The organism is Alterotamlana spongicola (assembly GCF_035818475.1).
Classification (GTDB): Bacteria; Bacteroidota; Bacteroidia; order Flavobacteriales; family Flavobacteriaceae; genus Cognatitamlana.
Map to the genome: position 1 here is coordinate 2,664,846 of NZ_JAYMGV010000001.1, position 19,299 is coordinate 2,684,144.

General features: G+C 33.8%; 17 protein-coding genes and 1 tRNA gene. 10 read left to right on the top strand and 8 right to left on the bottom strand.

Annotation, left to right across the window (positions count from 1 at the left end; all coding sequences use genetic code 11):
* Positions 1-2: 2 nt before the first annotated feature.
* Genes VOI54_RS11500 through VOI54_RS11510 form a run of 3 tightly spaced genes read right to left on the bottom strand, consistent with a single transcriptional unit; the run spans position 3 to position 3,006 of the window.
* Positions 3-782, bottom strand: coding sequence for a hypothetical protein (locus VOI54_RS11500; protein WP_326282936.1), 780 nt, complete (start codon positions 780-782; stop codon positions 3-5).
* Between the two features lie 33 nt (positions 783-815).
* The gene (locus VOI54_RS11505; protein WP_326282937.1) at positions 816-1,499 is read right to left on the bottom strand and encodes a response regulator transcription factor; all 684 of its coding nucleotides are present in this window, start codon (positions 1,497-1,499) and stop codon (positions 816-818) included.
* A complete protein-coding gene (locus tag VOI54_RS11510) occupies positions 1,492-3,006 on the bottom strand; it encodes a sensor histidine kinase (RefSeq protein ID WP_326282938.1) in 1,515 nt (504 codons plus the stop codon). Before VOI54_RS11510 ends, VOI54_RS11505 begins: the two co-directional genes overlap by 8 nt.
* Positions 3,007-3,129: 123 nt before the next feature.
* Here VOI54_RS11510 and VOI54_RS11515 point away from each other — a divergent pair, with 123 nt between their 5' ends.
* From VOI54_RS11515 to VOI54_RS11530, 4 genes are all read left to right on the top strand, one after another.
* The gene (locus VOI54_RS11515; RefSeq protein WP_326282939.1) at positions 3,130-3,972 is read left to right on the top strand and encodes a GLPGLI family protein; all 843 of its coding nucleotides are present in this window, start codon (positions 3,130-3,132) and stop codon (positions 3,970-3,972) included.
* A gap of 98 nt (positions 3,973-4,070) precedes the next feature.
* Positions 4,071-4,952, top strand: coding sequence for a GLPGLI family protein (locus VOI54_RS11520; RefSeq protein WP_326282940.1), 882 nt, complete (start codon positions 4,071-4,073; stop codon positions 4,950-4,952).
* A gap of 29 nt (positions 4,953-4,981) precedes the next feature.
* On the top strand, positions 4,982-7,693 hold the full coding sequence (locus VOI54_RS11525; RefSeq protein ID WP_326282941.1) for a carboxypeptidase regulatory-like domain-containing protein: 2,712 nt from the start codon (positions 4,982-4,984) through the stop codon (positions 7,691-7,693).
* A gap of 60 nt (positions 7,694-7,753) precedes the next feature.
* Positions 7,754-7,835, top strand: a tRNA-Tyr gene (locus tag VOI54_RS11530).
* A gap of 117 nt (positions 7,836-7,952) precedes the next feature.
* Here the strand turns inward: VOI54_RS11530 and VOI54_RS11535 are convergent.
* On the bottom strand, positions 7,953-9,251 hold the full coding sequence (locus VOI54_RS11535) for a porin (RefSeq protein ID WP_326282942.1): 1,299 nt from the start codon (positions 9,249-9,251) through the stop codon (positions 7,953-7,955).
* A 165-nt stretch (positions 9,252-9,416) separates the two neighbouring features.
* Between VOI54_RS11535 and VOI54_RS11540 the strand changes: the two genes are divergently transcribed.
* On the top strand, positions 9,417-10,664 hold the full coding sequence (locus VOI54_RS11540; protein WP_326282943.1) for a porin: 1,248 nt from the start codon (positions 9,417-9,419) through the stop codon (positions 10,662-10,664).
* 33 nt (positions 10,665-10,697) lie between these two features.
* On the opposite strand, the gene VOI54_RS11545 is transcribed toward VOI54_RS11540, so the two are convergent.
* The 3 genes from VOI54_RS11545 to VOI54_RS11555 all read right to left on the bottom strand — a co-directional run bounded on the left by VOI54_RS11545 (position 10,698) and on the right by VOI54_RS11555 (position 14,431).
* Positions 10,698-11,306, bottom strand: a complete 609-nt coding sequence (locus VOI54_RS11545) for a tRNA (guanine-N1)-methyltransferase (protein WP_326282944.1) — start codon at positions 11,304-11,306, stop codon at positions 10,698-10,700.
* Positions 11,307-11,446: 140 nt separating this feature from the next.
* Positions 11,447-12,895, bottom strand: coding sequence for a glyceraldehyde-3-phosphate dehydrogenase (locus tag VOI54_RS11550; RefSeq protein WP_326282945.1), 1,449 nt, complete (start codon positions 12,893-12,895; stop codon positions 11,447-11,449).
* Between the two features lie 135 nt (positions 12,896-13,030).
* Complete coding sequence (locus tag VOI54_RS11555) at positions 13,031-14,431, bottom strand: trypsin-like peptidase domain-containing protein (protein WP_326282946.1); 1,401 nt, start codon at positions 14,429-14,431, stop codon at positions 13,031-13,033.
* A 124-nt stretch (positions 14,432-14,555) separates the two neighbouring features.
* Here VOI54_RS11555 and dapF point away from each other — a divergent pair, with 124 nt between their 5' ends.
* The 5 genes from dapF (at position 14,556) to VOI54_RS11580 (ending at position 18,576) form a co-directional block, all read left to right on the top strand.
* A complete protein-coding gene (gene dapF, locus VOI54_RS11560; protein WP_326282947.1) occupies positions 14,556-15,329 on the top strand; it encodes a diaminopimelate epimerase in 774 nt (257 codons plus the stop codon).
* Positions 15,326-15,850, top strand: coding sequence for a GNAT family N-acetyltransferase (locus VOI54_RS11565; protein ID WP_326282948.1), 525 nt, complete (start codon positions 15,326-15,328; stop codon positions 15,848-15,850). The genes dapF and VOI54_RS11565 overlap by 4 nt, the downstream gene beginning before the upstream one ends.
* Positions 15,851-16,894, top strand: coding sequence for an endolytic transglycosylase MltG (mltG, locus tag VOI54_RS11570; RefSeq protein WP_326282949.1), 1,044 nt, complete (start codon positions 15,851-15,853; stop codon positions 16,892-16,894).
* Positions 16,894-17,805 (top strand): DUF2279 domain-containing protein, encoded by a 912-nt coding sequence (locus tag VOI54_RS11575; RefSeq protein WP_326282950.1) that lies wholly within the window; start codon positions 16,894-16,896, stop codon positions 17,803-17,805. The genes mltG and VOI54_RS11575 overlap by 1 nt, the downstream gene beginning before the upstream one ends.
* Before the next feature lie 111 nt (positions 17,806-17,916).
* Positions 17,917-18,576 carry a lysozyme family protein gene (locus VOI54_RS11580; RefSeq protein ID WP_326282951.1) on the top strand — a complete coding sequence of 220 codons (660 nt, stop codon included), beginning with the start codon at positions 17,917-17,919 and terminating at the stop codon, positions 18,574-18,576.
* Positions 18,577-18,582: 6 nt separating this feature from the next.
* On the opposite strand, the gene VOI54_RS11585 is transcribed toward VOI54_RS11580, so the two are convergent.
* Positions 18,583-19,296 carry an SAM-dependent methyltransferase gene (locus VOI54_RS11585; protein WP_326282952.1) on the bottom strand — a complete coding sequence of 238 codons (714 nt, stop codon included), beginning with the start codon at positions 19,294-19,296 and terminating at the stop codon, positions 18,583-18,585.
* Between the last annotated feature and the right edge of the window lie 3 nt (positions 19,297-19,299).

A 19,299-nucleotide genomic window follows, 5' to 3' on the forward strand; every position in this document is an offset into this window, starting at 1 on the left:
GCTTAATTTATTTTTAATTGGTATTGTTGTAAGGTTTCATCGTTGTAAATATACAAGGTTTCATTGGTTACAAAAAACGCATTTATCAATAAATTTGGTGTTTTTATAGGCAGGATAGTATCACTGTTTTTCTTTAAATAGAATAAAGAGTTTTCCTTTTTAAAAAAAATGTTTTCATTGCTTTCTGCTAAAGCTGTGTAGCCATTATTTTCAACTTTTTTTATCAAACGTCCAAAATAATTGTACATATATAAATACTTTTCTGTAAGTAGCCAACAATAGTTGTAATTGCTTTTTACATCCAAAACGGAGCTTTGAATAGGAACGGTTTGGGTTCTTGATGTTCTTGTTTTGTAATCAAACAATTCTAATTGCTGAGAATCCTGATTAAAAATCCAAATGGTATTATCATGACCGGTTGAAATAGTTGTAATGTTTCTATAAGGAGCGATTAGGTTAAAGTCTATTTTAAATATTTCAGCTAATCTATTATCAAGAATTATAACCGTATTGAAGTCTTTATAAAACAGGTTGATCTTTAGCGGATTGAATGCATTTACCGAATGTAGCTCACCAAGTTGCAGATTATTGTAAGTTATGGTTTTAGAAACATTTTTCTTGTAAAACACATCATTTTTTATATAATAAGCCGTTCCAAAATTATCAACCGCAATTAAAGTTTCGGCTTTTAAGGTTGTTTTATTTATAAAAGTGACCTCTGCAGATTCTTGGGCAAAGATTGACATCGAAAACACTAGTAAAATGTATAATTGATTTTTCATTGGAATTTGAAAAATACAAAAATCAAACCATTTTTAACAAATTAACTTGTAACCAAAACCTCGTACATTAATAATTTGTATCGTATCATCCTGAGCCAGTTTTTTTCTGAGCTTGCTAATAAACACATCCATGCTCCGTGCATTAAAAAAATCATCACAGCCCCATAATTTGTTTAAAATAAGAGAACGGTCTAAAACTTGATTTTTATTTTTAAATAAATGAAACAGCAAATGAGCCTCACGATGTGTAAGTTGGGTGGTTTCACCTTCAATGTATTGCAAGGTCTGTTTTGGAAAATTAAAAAGATACTTTCCAATTTGGAAAGTATCAGAGGTTTTTTGCAGTTTAGTACGGTTTAATAAGTTGTTGATTCTAACAATTAGTTCTTCCATACTAAATGGTTTTTTCAAATAATCATTACCGCCAATTGTAAAACCCTCAACAACATCTCTGGTTTGTGATTTTGCTGTTAAAAAAATAATAGGGACAGTTTCATCAATACCTCTGATGTCTTTGGCCAGTGTAAATCCGTCTTTGATGGGCATCATAACATCTAGGATCAAAAGTTTCGGAGAAGTTTCTTTATAAACTTCAAGTGCTTTTTCGCCATTTTCACACAATAAAACTTTAAAGTTTCTGGTCTCTAAGCTTTCTTTTATAATGAGCCCTAACGCAGGTTCATCTTCGGCCAAAAGTATTGTGGTAGGGTTATCCATTTGGTACTGTAATTATAAATGTGGTTTTATCTTTTTTTAAATCTAACTGTATAAAACCACCATGTTTTTCGATTATTTTTTTGGTATAGTATAACCCAATTCCAAACCCCTTAATGTCATGTTTATTCCCGGTAGGGACTCGATAAAACTTTTCAAAAATTTGTTCTTTATGAGATTTGTTAAGCGTATTTCCATTATCATTGATACTAATAGTAAATGAAGTACTATTTTGAGTTAAACCAACATCAACGGTATTTCCTCCATATTTCATTGCATTATCTAAAAGATTATTCACCGCATTCTCAAAATGAAAAACATCAATACAGGCATTAACAGGGTTTGAAGGTAAGCTTAGATTAATACTTTTCGTTTTGATTTGTAACGTATATTTTTCTACCAAAACTTTAATTAATTCAATGATATTAGCTTCTTCTTTGTTGAGTTTTATATTGTCACTATCTAAGGTAGCCGTTTCTAATAATTTTTCTACCATAGTGTTTAATTTAGATAATTGGTCATTTGACATATCTAAATAACGCTCCGTTTTTTCTTTGTTATCAATCACATTAAAGTTTTTAATACTTTCAATAGCAACACCTATGGTAGCAATAGGTGTTTTAAATTCATGTGTAATATTACTGATCAAGTCGTTTTTTACTTCGGCTAATTGCTTCTGGTGTTTGATAATCTTTAAAAGATAAAACAGACAGCTTATCACAGCTAAAACGAGTAATATGGAAATTAAAATGCTTAATAGTATGCGTTTTAAGATGATTTGAGTGTCATTGGTAAAATGAATTTTTAGTTCACTTTGTCTTGGAAGAAAAGGAGATTTAGATGTAACCACTAAAGAAGACTCATCTATGTATGTTTGGTTTATTTTCAGAACTTTATTAGAAATATTTTTAAAAGATAGTCCATAGTCTATGTTTAATTGCTTTCTGCTAAAATCCAGTTGTAAAATACTGTCTATCTTATCCAATTTTAAAGAATCACTTACCATAGAAATGATTACTTTGGAAGTGAGTCTTCTAAAGTGTTTTATGTCTAAAGGTTCAGATACAGAGTCTGTTAATTTTTTAAAGATGATCTTGTTTTTTTTCCAATGGTTTAGAAAATTCTTTGTTAGGCCCTTTTCATTGATGGTATCTGTTTTTGATTGTTCTAAGCTGGAGAGGTCTCCATTTGTTATGAGTTTTAAAGAGTCTATACCGGTAGGGGCATTTGAAAACAGTTTTAAACTGTGAACAATACTATCCAATTTATGCCGGTTAGTTATGATATGACTCTCATTAGGAGCATCAAAAGTAAGTGCCAGTGTTTTTGCTTCAATCAAATTAGCAAAATAAGTTTCAACGGCATTGTCCAGGCTAAGTTGAACATCATTCACTAATTGTTTTTTATTACTAATATAGTTTTTGTAGTTCCAATACACCTGAATGATAACGGTACTAAAAACAACAAATACAATAAAGTATAAGATCCACCTGTATTTTTGATTGTTCATAAATCAAAAGTAAAGGTTAATACCATATAAAACCAAACCGCTTAACACTCGTTAACACTCGTTAACTGTTTTATTATAAAACATGTGTCATTTTTGTAATGTCAAACAGTAAATCAATCAAAAATGAAACAGTTATTAATTATGGTTTTTGCCTTAAATATTTTTAGCGGGGCACTAGCACAGGATTTTCAAGGTATAGCTACTTATAAAACAAAACGCAGATTAGATGTTAAGCTTGATAGCACACAAATGAATTCTGAAATGCATCAGCGTATGATAGCCATGTTAAAAAAACGATTTGAAAAAACATACATTTTATCATTTAACAGGGAAGCTTCCATTTATAAAGAAGACGAAGTGTTAGAAGCACCACAAACGGGAGGTATACGTATGATGGTTATATCGTCTCAAGGCTCAGATATTTTATATAAAAATATTAAAGAACACAGGTATACATCTCAAAATGAGGTTATAGGGAAGATCTTTTTAATAAAGGACGAGCTTAAAAAGTTAGATTGGACATTAACATCTGAAGTTAAAAATATAGGTGACTATACGTGTTATAAAGCAACTACAAAACGTATGGTTGCCATTGTAGAAAACAGAATGCGTATTAATGGAGATAGAGATATGTATGATGATACAGATGAAGAACCTCAAATGAAGGAAGTTGAAGTTATGGCCTGGTATACACCGCAAATCCCTGTGAGTAGTGGCCCTGCCAGGTACTATGGGCTGCCAGGATTAATTCTGGAAGTCAATGATGGAGAAGAAACCATTGTATGTAGTAAAATAGTGTTAAACCCGGATAAAAAGGTCGCTATTAAAGAACCGCACAAAGGCAAAGAAATTAACCAGGAGGATTTTGAAACTATAGTTGAAAAGAAAATGGAAGAACAACGAAATAGATTTCAGAATAATAGAAATCAGAATGGCAATCATTTGCAGTTTAGAATAGGCGGTTAATTTTAAGACGAATTTAACTTTTGGCTATTAAACGTAAGAAAATTTTAATGGTCTAAAATAAAGCTATAGCTTTATTTTTTAATCAAACCATATTACTGATGAATATCAAAGATCTTAAAATCTCAGTTTCCTTTTTTCTTTGCATAATTTCGTTTTCTTTATTTGCCCAATCGGATTTTCAGGGTAAGGCTTATTATCAAACTAAAACGACTGTTGATATGAGCAATTTTGGAGGCGGACAAATGAGTGAAGAACGCAAAAAACAAATTGCGGCCCGTATGAAAAGTGCTTTGGAGAAGAATTATATCCTAACATTTAATCAATCTGAGTCCATGTACAAAGAAGAAGAGCAGTTAGATACACCAAGACAGGGAGGCGGTGTGCGAGTTGGTATGATGAATACAACAGGAGGTGATCAGTATAAAAATGTGAAAACACAGCAGGTATTACAACAACAAGAATTGTTTGGTAAACAATTTTTAATTAAGGACAGTTTGCAACAACTGGATTGGAAGCTTACAGGAGAAACTAAAAATATTGGAAAATATACCTGCTTCAAAGCTGTAGCTTTAAAGAAAAAAACAGGTTTTGATTTTAGTAGTTTTGGTAGAAGAAATAACAATCAAAAGCCAAAGGATTCAGCTCAAACAAAGGTAGATGAGAGTAGCGAAAAGACACCAACCCCTCCAGTTCCGGACATTATAGTTACAGCCTGGTATACACCTCAAATCCCTGTAAATCAAGGCCCGGATGTATATTGGGGACTTCCGGGATTAATATTGGAAATTAGTGCAGACAGAACTACAATGCTTTGTTCAAAAATAGTACTCAACCCTAATGATAAAGATAAAATAAAGGCCCCCTCAAAGGGAAAAGAGGTTACACAAAAGGAATATGACGACCTGGTAAAAGTAAAAATGGAGGAGATGCGTGAAATGTTCAGAAGAAGAGGTGGACGTGGAGGCGGAGGAAGGCGATAAAATAAATCTTTCAATCAAAATTATATTTAATGAAAAAACTTACCTTTTGTATGCTACTGTTGGTGGCTTACTCCACTTATGCTCAAGTAAAACTTGAAGGTGTTGTAAAGGACAGCATTGGTGCCCCTTTAGAGTTGGCCAATGTTATTGCAATAAATAAAGACACTCAAAAATTGGATGCTTATGGTATAACCAATTCTGATGGACGATATAAGCTGTCTGTTGAAAAAAATACAGATTATAAAATTCAGGTAAGCTACATTGGTACCAAAACAGCACAGGTTGAATTAAAAACTACGGATGTAGATATTATTAAGGATTTTACATTGTATTATGACAATGCTTTGGATGAAATTGAGTTAGTCTATGAAATGCCGGTAAGTGTAAAAGGTGATACCATAGTTTATAATGCAGATTCGTTTACTTCGGGTACAGAACGTAAGTTGGGAGATGTCCTAAACAAATTACCTGGCGTAGAGGTTAATGATGATGGCGAAATTGAAGTTGAAGGCAAAACGGTTGGTAAAGTTATGGTTGAAGGTAAAGATTTTTTTGATGGAGATTCCAAATTGGCTACCAAAAATATTCCGGCAAATGCTGTTGATAAAGTAGAGGTTTTAAAGAATTTTTCAGAAGTAGGACAATTAAGTGGTGTGACCAATAACCAGGACAATATTGCCATAAACATTAAGCTTAAAGAAGGAAAAAAGAATTTTTGGTTTGGTAATATTACAGGAGGCGCAGGTTCTTCTGAGGATAACACCCTTTATTTGGCACAGCCTAAATTGTTTTATTATAGCCCGGAGTATAGTATAAATCTGATTGGAGATTTAAACAATATAGGGGAGATTGCTTTTAGCCGCAGAGATTATTTTAATTTTACCGGTGGATTCAGAAGTCCAAGTAGGAGCAGTGGTACCAATATTGATCTGGGAAGTAATAATTTAGGCTTTTTGACCCTTCAGAATAACAGGGCTAAAGATATAAATACCAAATTTGGAGCAGCCAATTTTAGTTACTCTCCTAAAAAAACCTTGGATTTAAGTGGTTTTGCTATTTTTTCTAGTAGCAGGACCCAGTTACAGGAAAACAGAGCAGTTAGGTATACCAATCCGGATTTAGGTATACCGGATGAGTTAACAGAAAGCAACACATTGCAACGCAGTGATCTGGCCATGTTTAAGTTTAGTACCAAATACAAGCCAAATACCAATAATCAGTTAGATTATGATGTATTGGCAAGAACTTCAAAAGAATCTCAAGATCAATTATTTCTCTCTTCAGTCAACGGTAATATTAACGAGTTTGAAAACGCCAAACCTTACAGTATTAATCAAAACCTGAATTATTATTATACCTTAGATAATACCAATATTTTTGCGCTTGAAGTTCAACATTTATTACAGGATGAAGATCCGTTTTATAATGCATTTCTGGAAGATAAGGCCAATTATGATGATGTGGCTTCGGAGGTTGGTTTTGATGAGATGCAATTGGCTTATGATATTGCTCAGGAAAAACGTGTAAAATCTAATCAAGTGGATGCTAAGCTTGACTACTGGAATATTTTAAGTAAAAAGAGCGATCTTAATTATACTTTGGGAACCATCTACAGCAGACAGGACTTTGATTCCAACATTTTTCAATATTTGGATGATGATACGGTATTTGAACCTACACCTGATTTTAATGATGGATTAGCTACTAATGACATAGGTTATACCTTTAGTGATGTCTACTTAGGGTTGCACTACAGATTAAGGTCAGGAATTTTCACATTTACACCAGGTGTTTCCGGACATGCATACAGTGCCAAGAACACACAGTTTAATGAAAAATATACAGATAATTTTTTCAGGCTATTGCCGGATTTTAACATGCGCATGCAGCTAAAAAATAGTGAACAAATTATTTTTAACTATAGGATGCAAACCCGGTTCACTGATGTCAATCAATTAGCCAGGGGGCTGGTGATGAATAATTATCGTTCCTTCTTTTCCGGTAATCCTGAATTAGAAAGTGCCCTGTCCCATAATTTAAACTTATCTTATTTTAGTTTTAACATGTTTAATTATACCAATGTTAGAGCAAGATTGAGTTATACTAAAACTATTGATAGAATCAGAACACGCTCACAATTTGTACCAGGCGGAGTGGTGCGGGTTAGTACGCCTTTTAATTCTGATCTGGCCGATGAAAGCGCCAGTGCCAATGCTAGTGTAGATAAGACCATTGGGAAGTTTAGGGGAACATTAAGCGGAAATGTAAGTTATAATAAGTTTAATCAATTTGTTAATGGCGAGTCTTCAATCAATGAGAATTATGCACAAAACTATAGAGCTCGGGTAAGAACTAATTTTAGGGAAGCGCCTAATTTTGAATTAGGCTACCGTTATTCTATTCAGGATAATGACCAGGGAGCCAGCAGAACCAAATTTTTTACAAAAGCACCTTCTATTGAGTTTGATGCTTTGATATTTAATTCGTTTACTTTTAAAACAAACTACTCTTATAATAATTTTAGTGATGAGGACAAGACTTTAAATACGTTTGAATTCTGGGATGCTTCCTTATCTTATAGAAAAAATAAGGATAGTAAATGGGAATATGAGGTTAAAGGCACTAATTTACTTAATACTAAAACGCAAAATACAAGTAGCTCCAATAACATATCTGTAAGTGTCACAGAATATTACATTCAACCACGCTATTTAACGTTTAGAATTCGTTATGAGTTATAAAAATGTAGCACATTTTATTTTGCAGAATTAATAAACAATAATATATTTGCCATCGGTTTTGGGGAGATACTCAAGCGGCCAACGAGGGCAGACTGTAAATCTGCTGACTATGTCTTCGCAGGTTCGAATCCTGCTCTCCCCACTTCAATTTAAAAAGTCTGCATTTGCAGACTTTTTTGTTTTAAAACTACTAGTTTGTTTGTAGATAAGTTTGTTAATTAAATCATATAGCCTTATTGATCAAGATTTTTTACAGGCTTTAAAAAATAAAACCCAATCCAGCTTCAAAAGTATGATTGATATGGTTAGGGCCTGTTAAGTTAAAATTTGTTCTATGCTGGTAATTTGCTTTTAAGACAATATGTTCTGTGGTGTTGAAATTGATACCAAATGTCCAAATACTTAAATTGTTTTCAGCCCTGGGAAACTGTTCCAGGTTGGGTGATATTTTGTAATGCGTGTTTAATCTTTCATATCTGGAAAACAGGCTAAGTTTCATTTCCTGATTATTATGGAAAAATGATGAGCCGGGCCTGACTGTTTTATTTTTTCGCAGATAAGGTAAAATATCACAGCCTAATTCAAATAGGTAGCCATAAACATCTTTGCCAAGTACTTGTCCGTAACCGGTATCATCAACGGTTTGCGTATAAATTTTATCTGTATCACTTAGCTGACCATAAGTTCCCACACTAACAAATCTAAAATTGCGCCAATCGTATTTAGCAAAGGCTGTTCCCAGTTTAATATTCCCCTTTATATCTTCTTGTTGATTATTAGAGTTTATCGTGGCACCTTGTCCTGATGCTCCAAAATACCCGGATGCAGATAGTACAAGATTATTAATGCCTGAATAGTTTATCTGGGGATTGATTGAAATTGATTTTGGGGTATCAAATCGTATTTCTCTTCCTTGTCGTATCCACGTTGAACCCAGAAAATGTTGACTGTTCAAACCTTGAGAAAACCCTAAAGCATAACTCCAGTCAGGAGATAAATTACCATATAGCATAATACCAAATTCTATCCATGTTGATGGAACAATTAAGCGTTCAACGTCAGACCTGTTAACAGAATAAAACATTATGGGTTCATCATTATTATTTACATAACCTATGGTTAATGGATAGAACCCAATACGTGCTTTTAAATAATCTTTATAGAGATAATCAATGAAAGCTTCAAAAACAAACTCTAAATGAGATTCTTCATTTTTGTAATGGATATATTCAAATTGAATCTCAGAGTTCCAAATTAACTTATCGGTAAGCCGATATCCAAAAAAAGTGGCATACCTGTAGAGGCCGGAATAATATAACTCTAAATCACCAATGCTTGTGTCAACTTCTCCCTGAGAGGGTACAAAGTTGAACTCACCAAAGCCACTTATAGAATATCTTTTGTCTGAAAAGAATATTTTAGATGCCGCTAATGCCAAACCTGGTTGTTGCTGGTACTTTTGTGAATCTGTCACTTGAGTAGAATCCAGCTTTTTTTCTCCTTGTGCATGAAGATAACTAGCATATAATAGTATAACTAACAGTAGTTTTGATCGCATCTCTTGAGTTTATGTGATAACAATTAACAGTTTAATTTCAAAAATAGTAAGTTTAAAGTATAAAATTATTTTTATTATTAAAGGTGTTTTACTTTTAGATTTTGTTCTGTTAATTTTAAAATTAACAATTTAAAGCTACTTTTAACAAATTCAATATAAATTGTCATGATTAAAAAGAAATTAAATCTTTGTTTGCTTCTACTTTTTAATACCATAGTATTTGCCCAAAACGTTGAAAAACAACCCTCTTCAAGTAAAGCTAAGTGGTATGATATGGTATCGTTAGGAGGGTATATGCAAGCTAGATATAATGACCTTTATAAAACCAACCCGGATATGGAAAGCCCTCAGGGAGATAGAACTTATGGTGGTTATCATGGTTTTTCTTTGCGAAGAATGCGGTTGAAAATTACAGGCCAAATTCACCCAAGGGTCTTTTTTTATTTACAGGCAGATTTTGCTTCAGATGGAAAGAACTTAGGGCAGTTAAGAGATGCCTATTTTGATTATAATCTGGATGAGTTAGGGACATTTAAATTAAGGGGAGGGCAAAGTAAAATTCCTTTAGGATTTGAAAACCTACAGTCTTCTCAAAACAGAATAGGGTTGGATAGAAACGATCCGCTAAATAGCGCCGTTAAAGATGAACGTGATTTAGGTATTGGATTGCATTGGGCTACTTTAGATAAAAGAGCATTATTTAGAGAATTGATTGAAAAAGGTTTAAAAGGGAGTGGAGATTATGGCATGACGTATTTGATGCTTTATAATGGACAAAAAGCAAATACTCTGGTGCCTGATGTTAGTAAATTAAAGCATATAGCTTTACGTTTTACGTATCCATTAAAGTTAAATTCCGGCCAGATCATAGAAGGAGGTGTAAGTGCTTATACTGGTGAATATGTTACTACAGAGGTTAGCGAAGGTGTTAAGCATAGGAATAGTGATGGGATAACTACAGATATAGATGCAAAAGGGTTGCAATATAGAGATCAACGAGTAGCAGCACATTTTGTATACTACCCGCAGCCTTTTGGGTTTCAAATGGAATATAATATGGGAGAAGGGCCTGAATATGCCTATGATGTTAACAATGTGCTGGCACCACATTCAATTGGTATAGAAAAACTTCAAGGCGGGTATGCTCAATTCATGTATATGATTAGAAAAGGAGAGCAGATCATAACTCCTTTTACAAGGTATATGCAGTATAAAGGTGGGAAAAAGTTTGAATTGGATGCCAGGCGATATGATATAAAAGAGTTAGAAATTGGTGTTGAGTGGCAAATCAATAAAGCATTTGAACTTACGGCCAATTATACGATTGCAGATAGGAGGTATGAAGATGCATTAGCTCCTATTAATAGACAAAAAGGTCAATTGATCCGGTTACAAATACAGGTGAATTATTAGCAAGGCTTTTATTTACGCTTTGTGTAACAGAGTTTATGCCTTCTTTTGCTTGTTTATTTCGTCTTGTAATTGACGTCTTACCTTTTGCTCTCGCTCTAAAGCGTTTCTGCGGTGCTCATCAAACTCTTCTTCAATCTCTGCCAGATTCTTTTTAGCAGCTATAGTAATGGTATTACTGTTTTTAAACTTATAGACGAATAAAAGGAGTAATACCAATAGGGCACCTATTATAGACCACATCAAAACATTATAATTAGTTTTACTCATTTGTGCTCCAAATAAGGCCATATTGTTTTTTTCTGAATTGGTCTTATCTAAATCTGTTTGGGTATTTGACAGATTAGTTTTTAAATCGGCAATTTCTTTGGCTTGGTTTTCTACTACAGCACGTGTTTCTGCCAAGTCATTATGTACTGCTTTAAGCGAATCTAAAGTATGGGCTTTAAGCGTATATAGCCAATTCTTTTTTACAACCTTATATTCCTGATATTTATTGGATTTTCTGATAACAAATTCAAATTGATTATCAATTGTACCACTATTTAATGACAGCTTATCATCTTCAGGTTGCGTTTGCGAAAATGAGGTTGATGTTAATATGAAGGTAAATGCTATAAAAAATAAAGTTTTGATAGAATTCATTTTCAGGCGAATTTAATTGGTTATAACTGGTTTGCGAATTTATAAAATATTGTTAATTATACGATTATAATTAACTAAAAAGCCTCAATTATTGAGGCTTTTATATATACGGTTTAAATTCTGATTTAGATTATCATATTTTAATAATAAGTATAACGCCTTACTTTGGCTATATATTTAGCAAGCCTGATGACCTGATGACTATAACCATATTCATTATCATACCAAATATAAAGTATAATATTCTTACCGTCTTTACGTACAATAGTAGCTTTACTATCATAAATAGAAGGTGCTGAACTACCTATAATATCACTGGATACCAATTCATCGCTTAATTCAAACTTTATTTGTTCCACTAAATCACCTTCCAGAGCGTATTTCTTTAAAATGGTGTTAACGCCATTTAAAGAGGTTTTATTTTTTAGCTCTAAGTTTAAAATAGCTAATGATCCGTTTGGTACCGGAACACGAATGGCGTTAGAGGTTAACTTGCCTTCTAAACTTGGTAAAGCTTTGGCTACGGCACTTCCGGCACCGGTTTCGGTAATAACCATATTCAATCCGGCTGCACGGCCTCTACGGTATTTTTTATGGAAATTGTCAACAAGGTTTTGATCGTTAGTATAAGCGTGTATGGTTTCCAGGTGCCCGTTTTTTACTCCAAAAGAATCCTCAATTACTTTTAAAATAGGGGTAATGGCATTGGTAGTACATGATGCTGCTGAAAATATATCAAGAGTATCAGGGTTATAATTGGTGTGATTAACGCCGTGTACTATATTTGGAACCTCTTTTCCTGGCGCTGTTAATAATACTTTCTCTACGCCTTTAGACTTCAGGTGTTTTCCTAAAGCTTTTTTATCTCTAAAAGCTCCGGTATTATCAATAACCAATGCATTATTAATACCAAATTGTGTATAATCTATGTCTTCAGGTGTATTAGCCGAAATTATTTTTACTGTAGTACCATTAACAATTAAAGCACTGTTTTTAACATCAATAGAAACTGTACCTGGAAAATCACCGTGAACGGAATCATTACGCAATAATGCAGCACGTTTTTCAAGAGTTTTTTCATCAATTAGACCTCTGGTTACTATAGCTCTCAAACGCAATTGGCTGCCTTTTCCCATGCGTACCATAAGTTCGCGGGCAACTAAGCGTCCTATTCTGCCAAAACCATATAAAATAACATCTTTAGGTTGAATCTCTCCATTTTTATTAGCATCTTTTAGCTTTCTGGCTATAAAAGCAGTAGCGTTATTATGCTGATTGTCTTCAAGATGCATTTCATAAGTAAGCTTACCTATGTCTAATTTGGCAGGAGGAATGTCCAGTGATTTAATGGCCTGAGCTATTTCCACTGTATCAAAAATTGAAATTGGCTTTTGAACAAATTTCCCGGCATAATTGTGCAGGTTTAAAATCTGGCTTACATTTCTATCAATCAATTGATTTCTAAAAAGCACCAGCTCAATAGATTTGTCGTACCAAAGGTCGCTTACAATTTTTATAAATTCAACGGTAGCTTTTCTGCGGTCTGCTTGAAAAGCCAATTCTTTTTCATAAGTTTTGTCAGAACTCATAGCTAATAATTTATGTTTATAAGTTTTGGCAAAAATACCATATTTCAAACGTTTTCGTAAGCTATTTTATTAAAAAAATATCCCCATAAAATTCAACGAATTTTATGGGGATAAAAACCATGATTTTAAAATGTTTTATCTAAAGTTGTAACGCTCTTTTTCTCCGTTAGAATTTATAAGTTCTATTCTTAAATATTCAGAAGCCGATTCACTGTTTAGCACGTCTTGTACATCTTCAACCGAGTTAACTTTAACACCGTTTATAGCCGTGACAATACAGCCTTCTTCAACACCATTTTTCTTCCAATAGTCAGCATATTCATTATTAAGCTGAACAATTTTTACACCATAGTCAGCGCTGTATTTTTTTAGATCGGCAGGTTTGGTATCTTTTATTCGTCCTATTAAAGGCATAGTGAATGTATCATTTTTAGCCAGGGTAACGTTTACCGTTCTTATAGTTCCATCTCTTGATAATTTTAAGCTCACCACATCATCAGGGCGTTTTGAGCTTATATGTCCGGTTAAATCAGAGAACTTTGATATTTTAATATTATCAATTTCTTTAATAATATCACCTTTTTCAAGACCGGCTTTATCCGCACCGGAACCATTTACAACATTAGCAATATAAACACCTTCTGTATCATTAACCCCAATTTCTTCTGCCATAACACTATTTAAAGCTCCGCCTTCAATACCCAAAATACCATTTTGAACATTACCGTATTCCATAATATCTTCAATGACTTTTTTAGCAATATTACTGGGAACAGCAAAAGAATAGCCTATATAAGACCCTGTTTGCGAAGATATAGCTGTATTTATTCCGACTAATTCGCCGTTAGTGTTTACCAGTGCACCTCCTGAATTACCAGGGTTTACTGCCGCATCAGTTTGTATGAATGATTGCTTGCTAATTCCCGATAGATCTCTGGATTTTGCACTTATAATACCTGCCGTTACCGTAGAGGTTAAGTTAAAAGGATTACCAACGGCCAGGACCCATTCACCAATTTTTGCAGTGTCAGAATCAGCAAAAACAACGTATGGTAATTCTTCATCGGCATCAATTTTTAAAAGGGCAATATCTGTTTTAGGGTCAGTACCAACCAATTCAGCCGTATATGTTTTATTGTTATTCAGGGTCACTGAAAGTTCCTGAGCGTTATTAATCACATGATTATTGGTAATAATATATCCATTAGAATTAATTATAACTCCAGATCCTGTACCTACTTGAGTACGAGGCGTTGATCTGCCATAAAAGAAATCCTGAAAGGTCATTTGTCCGGAACTTAGTGTTACATTTTTTACATGTACCACAGCATTTACTGTGTTTTCAGCAGCTATCGTGAAATCCGGAGCTTCATTTGCCCTAGTCAGCGTGTTTAAATTGCTGGTTGGCAAAAAAGCCGGACTGGCTTCAGCCGTTATTACCACTTGTTTATCTTTTTCTAAAAATAGCTTGTAGGCTCCTAAGGTAAAAATGCCACCTAATGCCGAAACCAGTACTAATGTTATTATCTTCTTCATAGATTTTCGTTTAAGTTTTATTTATTAACATTAAAATTAAATATTTATTGAGTTTCAAAATCAACTTTAACGACGATTTAACAATCAATAAAACGGTTTAATATTTATATATTTGTGCCATATTATGCAACATACTTTTTATAAATATCAAGGAACAGGGAACGATTTTGTGATGATTGATAATCGTCAACAAAATTTCGACAAAAATAATACCAAACGGATAGCTTTTTTATGTGACAGACGTTTTGGCATAGGAGCAGATGGGCTAATCTTATTGGAAGATCACCCGGATTATGATTTTAAGATGGTATATTACAATTCTGATGGTAATCAAAGTTCCATGTGTGGAAACGGCGGACGTTGTTTGGTGGCTTTTGCCAGGCAATTAGGGGTTATCACAGAAAAGGCTGTTTTTGAGGCCATAGACGGACTGCATTATGCGAATATTGAAGGTGATATTGTTACGCTTCAAATGCAGGATGTAAATGCGGTAGAGAAGTATGATACTCATGTGTTTTTGGATACCGGATCCCCACATCATGTGCAATTTGAAGATCATATTCAAACCTTTGATATTAAAACAGAAGGAGCAAGAATCAGGTATGGGGCACCCTATAATGAAGCAGGAAGTAATGTGAATTTTGTAAAGAAATTAACTGATGATACCTTTAGAGTACGAACTTATGAACGCGGGGTGGAAGATGAAACTTTGTCATGTGGAACCGGTGTAACAGCCGTTGCAATAGCTATGCATGCTCTAGGAGAAACTCAAAAAACTAAAGTGAATCTTAATGTAGAAGGAGGAGCGTTACAAGTTTGTTTTGATGTGCAGAACAGTTCATATAGCAATGTTTGGCTTATAGGTGCTGCAAAATTTGTTTTTGAAGGTGTGATATGATTACGCTCAAAGGAGATACCGTTTTTTTACGAGCTTTAGAACCTGAAGATTTAGATTTTATTCATGAGGTTGAAAATGATGAGTCTATCTGGGAAATAAGCGCTACACAAACACCGTATTCAAAATTTTTAATAAAGCAATATTTAGAAAATGCCCATAAGGATATCTTTGAGGTAAAGCAATTAAGACTAGTGGTTTCAAATTATGAAGAAGTAGTTTTGGGTATGATAGATTTATTTGACTTTGACTTTAAAAATAAAAAGGCCGGTGTTGGAATTTTGATCAAAGAACCTGATGACAGGTTAAAAGGATATGGAAGAGAAGCTTTAAAATTACTTGTGGATTACAGTTTTATGCATTTGGATTTGCATCAATTATATTGTAATATTTCAGAGGAAAATGAAGCAAGTATAAAATTGTTTACAAAACAGGGATTCAAAAAAATTGGATTGAAAAAAGATTGGAACTATGTAAACGGTTCTTTTAAAAACGAATATTTATTTCAGCTAATCAATAATTAAATGTATATAAAAAAGATACTTCTGGCTATTGCAGTTATAGGGCTTATTGTGGCTGCTTTTTTTGCTAATTTTGTTTATAAGGCTATGCTGAAGCCTAACACAGCTTTTAATAATGAGTCTGCCTATATTTTTATACCCAGCAGTGCTAACTATCAAGAGGTAAGAGTTCAGTTAGAGTCTTTGTTAGAAGATATAGAATCTTTTGATGATCTGGCAGAACAAAAGAAGTATATAAATAATGTAAAAGCCGGGCGTTTTGAGATAAGGAAAGGAATGACCAATAATGATATTATCAATTCCATTAGAAGTAAAAACCTACCTATAAAGCTGTCTTTTAACAACCAGGAGACCCTTGAGAAACTGGCCGGAAGAGTAGCAAGGCAAATAGAAGCAGATAGTTTGTCTTTGTTGGAGGCCATGAAAGATAAATCGTTTTTATCGGATAACAATTTTAATGGAGCTACAGCTTTAGGGATGTATATTCCTAACAGTTATGAGTTTTTCTGGAATACCTCTGCCCAAACATTTAGAAGCAGAATGTTGAAGGAGTACAAGCGGTTTTGGAATGCATCCAGATTGGAAAAAGCAAAAGCCCTTGGTTTGTCACCTAATGAAGTGATAGCATTAGCGTCTATAGTTCATGAAGAGTCAAAACAAGCCTCAGAACAACCAAGAATTGCTGGGGTGTATCTGAATAGAATAAGAATTGGTATGCCCCTGCAGGCGGACCCTACACTTAAATTTGCGGCCTATCAGTTGCCTAAATATAAGAATACAGTTATAAAACGTGTTTTAAACGTACATAAAGAAATAGATTCTCCCTATAACACCTATAAGAACCAGGGGTTGCCTCCGGGGCTTATTGCCATGCCGGATATTTCTGCTATTAATGCAGTATTAAACTATGAAAAGCACAAATACTTATATTTTGCAGCCGATGCTAAACGTTTTGGGTTTCATAAATTTGCAAAATCATTATCACAGCATAATGTAAATGCCAGGGAATACCAACGGTATTTATCAGCTCAAGGTATTAATAAGTAGTGAAGCGTAACGTTGTTAATCATATAGTTTTATTAGTTTTATTACCACTATGCTCTTTTTCCCAATCTAAACTAAATGCTTTTTTAACACCCAGCGATACGCTTAATAAACCAAGGCGTAATGCTGTAGTGATAAGCGAAGTTTCATTAGCTACTATTTCACTTATTGGGTTAAATCAACTATGGTATGCTGATTATGACCGTTCAAAGTTTCACACTATTAATGATAATAAAGAATGGTTGCAAATGGATAAGTTTGGCCATGCTTTTACATCTTATCAAATAGGTAAGCATGGTGCTCAGTTATTAGATTGGAGTGGTGTAAGAAAAAAAGATCAATTATTATATGGGGCAACTTTAGGGTTTACTTTTTTAACCGCCGTAGAAGTGTTAGACGGGTACTCCAAAGAGTGGGGGTTTTCATGGGGTGATGTTATGGCAAATGCAGCAGGAACAGGCCTGTATATTGGCCAGGAATTGCTGTGGGAAGAGCAGAGGCTTGCTTTAAAGTACTCTTTTCATCAAACTAAATACGCAAAAATACAACCTGATAAACTAGGAGAATCGTTTTTAGAGCAGGTTTTAAAGGATTATAACGGACAAACGTACTGGCTGAGTGCTAATCTGCATGCTTTTTTTAAGGAAAGTAAGATCCCCAGATGGCTAAATATTGCTGTTGGTCATAGTGTGAGTGGTGTGATAGGGAATGGTAAAGATGTTGACAATCAGTTGTTAACAAATATTTCAACATACCGTAAATACTATTTAAGTTTTGATGTAAATTTAAGTGCTATTAAAACAAAATCTCGATTACTGTCAACTATTTTTGATGTATTTAATATGATAAAAGTACCATTTCCAGCTCTTGAATTTAGTAAAAAGGGCAGTGTATTTCATCTATTCTACTACTAAAAAACACACATAATCGATAAATTTTGAAGTTATCAAAAAAATTCATAATTTTGCACGCTCAAATTTCAAGGGGTGTTTGTTATTTAAAACACGCTGAAAAAATTTAAAATTATGGTAAGAAATATTGCAAGTTACGTAACACTTACGCTTACAATATTAACACTATTGTATGTTTCGTTTAATTCAAATGAAACTATTGATTTAAGCAGATACTCAACAGAAGGGTTAGACTTAAATTACACAGTAAGTATTGACCCGGATGAGAACGATGATCTTCAGGCGTCAAATAATTCAGATTTTGTTTACTCACCTTATTTAGGAAAATCATTTATTGGCTTTAAAGAAGCTTTGGCTTTTAAAGAATCAGGTGGTAATTATTTTTCGGTAAACACGTATGGATACTTAGGAAAATACCAGTTTGGTGCCAGTACACTTAAGTTGATTGGTATTCATAACCCTGATAGCTTTTTAAAAGATCCGGAGTTACAAGAAAAGGCATTTATAGCTAATGCAGCTCGTAATAAGTGGATTTTAAGACGAGATATTAAGAATTTTGTAGGAAAACGCATTAATGGTGTTATTGTAACTGAATCCGGAATTTTAGCGGCAGCGCATTTGGCAGGCCCCGGTAGTGTTAAAAAATATTTAAGGAGTTATGGTCTGGATAATTTCGCTGATGGTTATGGTACAACTATTTATCATTATATGAAACGTTTTTCGGGCTATGACACATCTTTTGTAGAGCCGGATCAAAAGGCGAAAGCAATTTAAGAGCAATTAGCTTTTATGAATAATAAAAATGGTAGGCCTTTTATGAAGGTCTACCTTATTCTTTTTCCATTGATGTGCGGTTTGAGTTTTAATAAATTCTGAAGGCAAAGTAATGTCACAGGCTACGCAAACGTTAGTGTTGTTCTCAAGAACGCCAGATAAATCCTCTAGCATTTTATTATTCCTGTAAGGTGTCTCAATAAATATTTGAGATTGATTGCGCTCAAACGATAAACGTTCCAAGCGCTTAATTTCATTTTTGCGTTCACTTTTATCAATAGGAAGGTAACCATTAAAAGCAAAGCTCTGCCCGTTCATACCGGAACTCATAATAGCCATTAATATAGAGGAGGGGCCAACAAGCGGTACAACTTTTATATTTTTTTCATGGGCAATTTTCACAATATCGGCCCCAGGGTCGGCAACACCAGGGCAACCGGCTTCAGAGAGTAGGCCTACATTGGTGCCTTTTAAGCAAGGGGCCAGAAAATCAGGTAATTCATTTTCGTTTGTAAATTTATTTAGAACAAAAATATGCAATGAAGGCTGAGGTTTTTCAGGGCAAATTCGCTTTATAAAGCGCCTTGCTGTTTTTTCGTTCTCTACAATAAAGGTGTTGGTTGTCTCAATAGTTTGTTTTACTGAAATAGGTAAAACCTCTAAAGGGTTATTGTCTCCTAAAGTTGTGGGTATTAAAAACAGTTTACCTTGAGGTATCATGGG

Excerpts from the sequence above, each read along its gene's own strand:
- VOI54_RS11500 (WP_326282936.1), bottom strand. The coding sequence starts at position 782 with ATGAAAAATCAATTATACATTTTACTAGTGTTTTCGATGTCAATCTTT.
- VOI54_RS11505 (WP_326282937.1), bottom strand. The coding sequence starts at position 1,499 with ATGGATAACCCTACCACAATACTTTTGGCCGAAGATGAACCTGCGTTA.
- VOI54_RS11510 (WP_326282938.1), bottom strand. The coding sequence starts at position 3,006 with ATGAACAATCAAAAATACAGGTGGATCTTATACTTTATTGTATTTGTT.
- VOI54_RS11515 (WP_326282939.1), top strand. The coding sequence starts at position 3,130 with ATGAAACAGTTATTAATTATGGTTTTTGCCTTAAATATTTTTAGCGGG.
- VOI54_RS11520 (WP_326282940.1), top strand. The coding sequence starts at position 4,071 with ATGAATATCAAAGATCTTAAAATCTCAGTTTCCTTTTTTCTTTGCATA.
- VOI54_RS11525 (WP_326282941.1), top strand. The coding sequence starts at position 4,982 with ATGAAAAAACTTACCTTTTGTATGCTACTGTTGGTGGCTTACTCCACT.
- VOI54_RS11535 (WP_326282942.1), bottom strand. The coding sequence starts at position 9,251 with ATGCGATCAAAACTACTGTTAGTTATACTATTATATGCTAGTTATCTT.
- VOI54_RS11540 (WP_326282943.1), top strand. The coding sequence starts at position 9,417 with ATGATTAAAAAGAAATTAAATCTTTGTTTGCTTCTACTTTTTAATACC.
- VOI54_RS11545 (WP_326282944.1), bottom strand. The coding sequence starts at position 11,306 with ATGAATTCTATCAAAACTTTATTTTTTATAGCATTTACCTTCATATTA.
- VOI54_RS11550 (WP_326282945.1), bottom strand. The coding sequence starts at position 12,895 with ATGAGTTCTGACAAAACTTATGAAAAAGAATTGGCTTTTCAAGCAGAC.
- VOI54_RS11555 (WP_326282946.1), bottom strand. The coding sequence starts at position 14,431 with ATGAAGAAGATAATAACATTAGTACTGGTTTCGGCATTAGGTGGCATT.
- dapF (WP_326282947.1), top strand. The coding sequence starts at position 14,556 with ATGCAACATACTTTTTATAAATATCAAGGAACAGGGAACGATTTTGTG.
- VOI54_RS11565 (WP_326282948.1), top strand. The coding sequence starts at position 15,326 with ATGATTACGCTCAAAGGAGATACCGTTTTTTTACGAGCTTTAGAACCT.
- mltG (WP_326282949.1), top strand. The coding sequence starts at position 15,851 with ATGTATATAAAAAAGATACTTCTGGCTATTGCAGTTATAGGGCTTATT.
- VOI54_RS11580 (WP_326282951.1), top strand. The coding sequence starts at position 17,917 with ATGGTAAGAAATATTGCAAGTTACGTAACACTTACGCTTACAATATTA.
- VOI54_RS11585 (WP_326282952.1), bottom strand. The coding sequence starts at position 19,296 with ATGATACCTCAAGGTAAACTGTTTTTAATACCCACAACTTTAGGAGAC.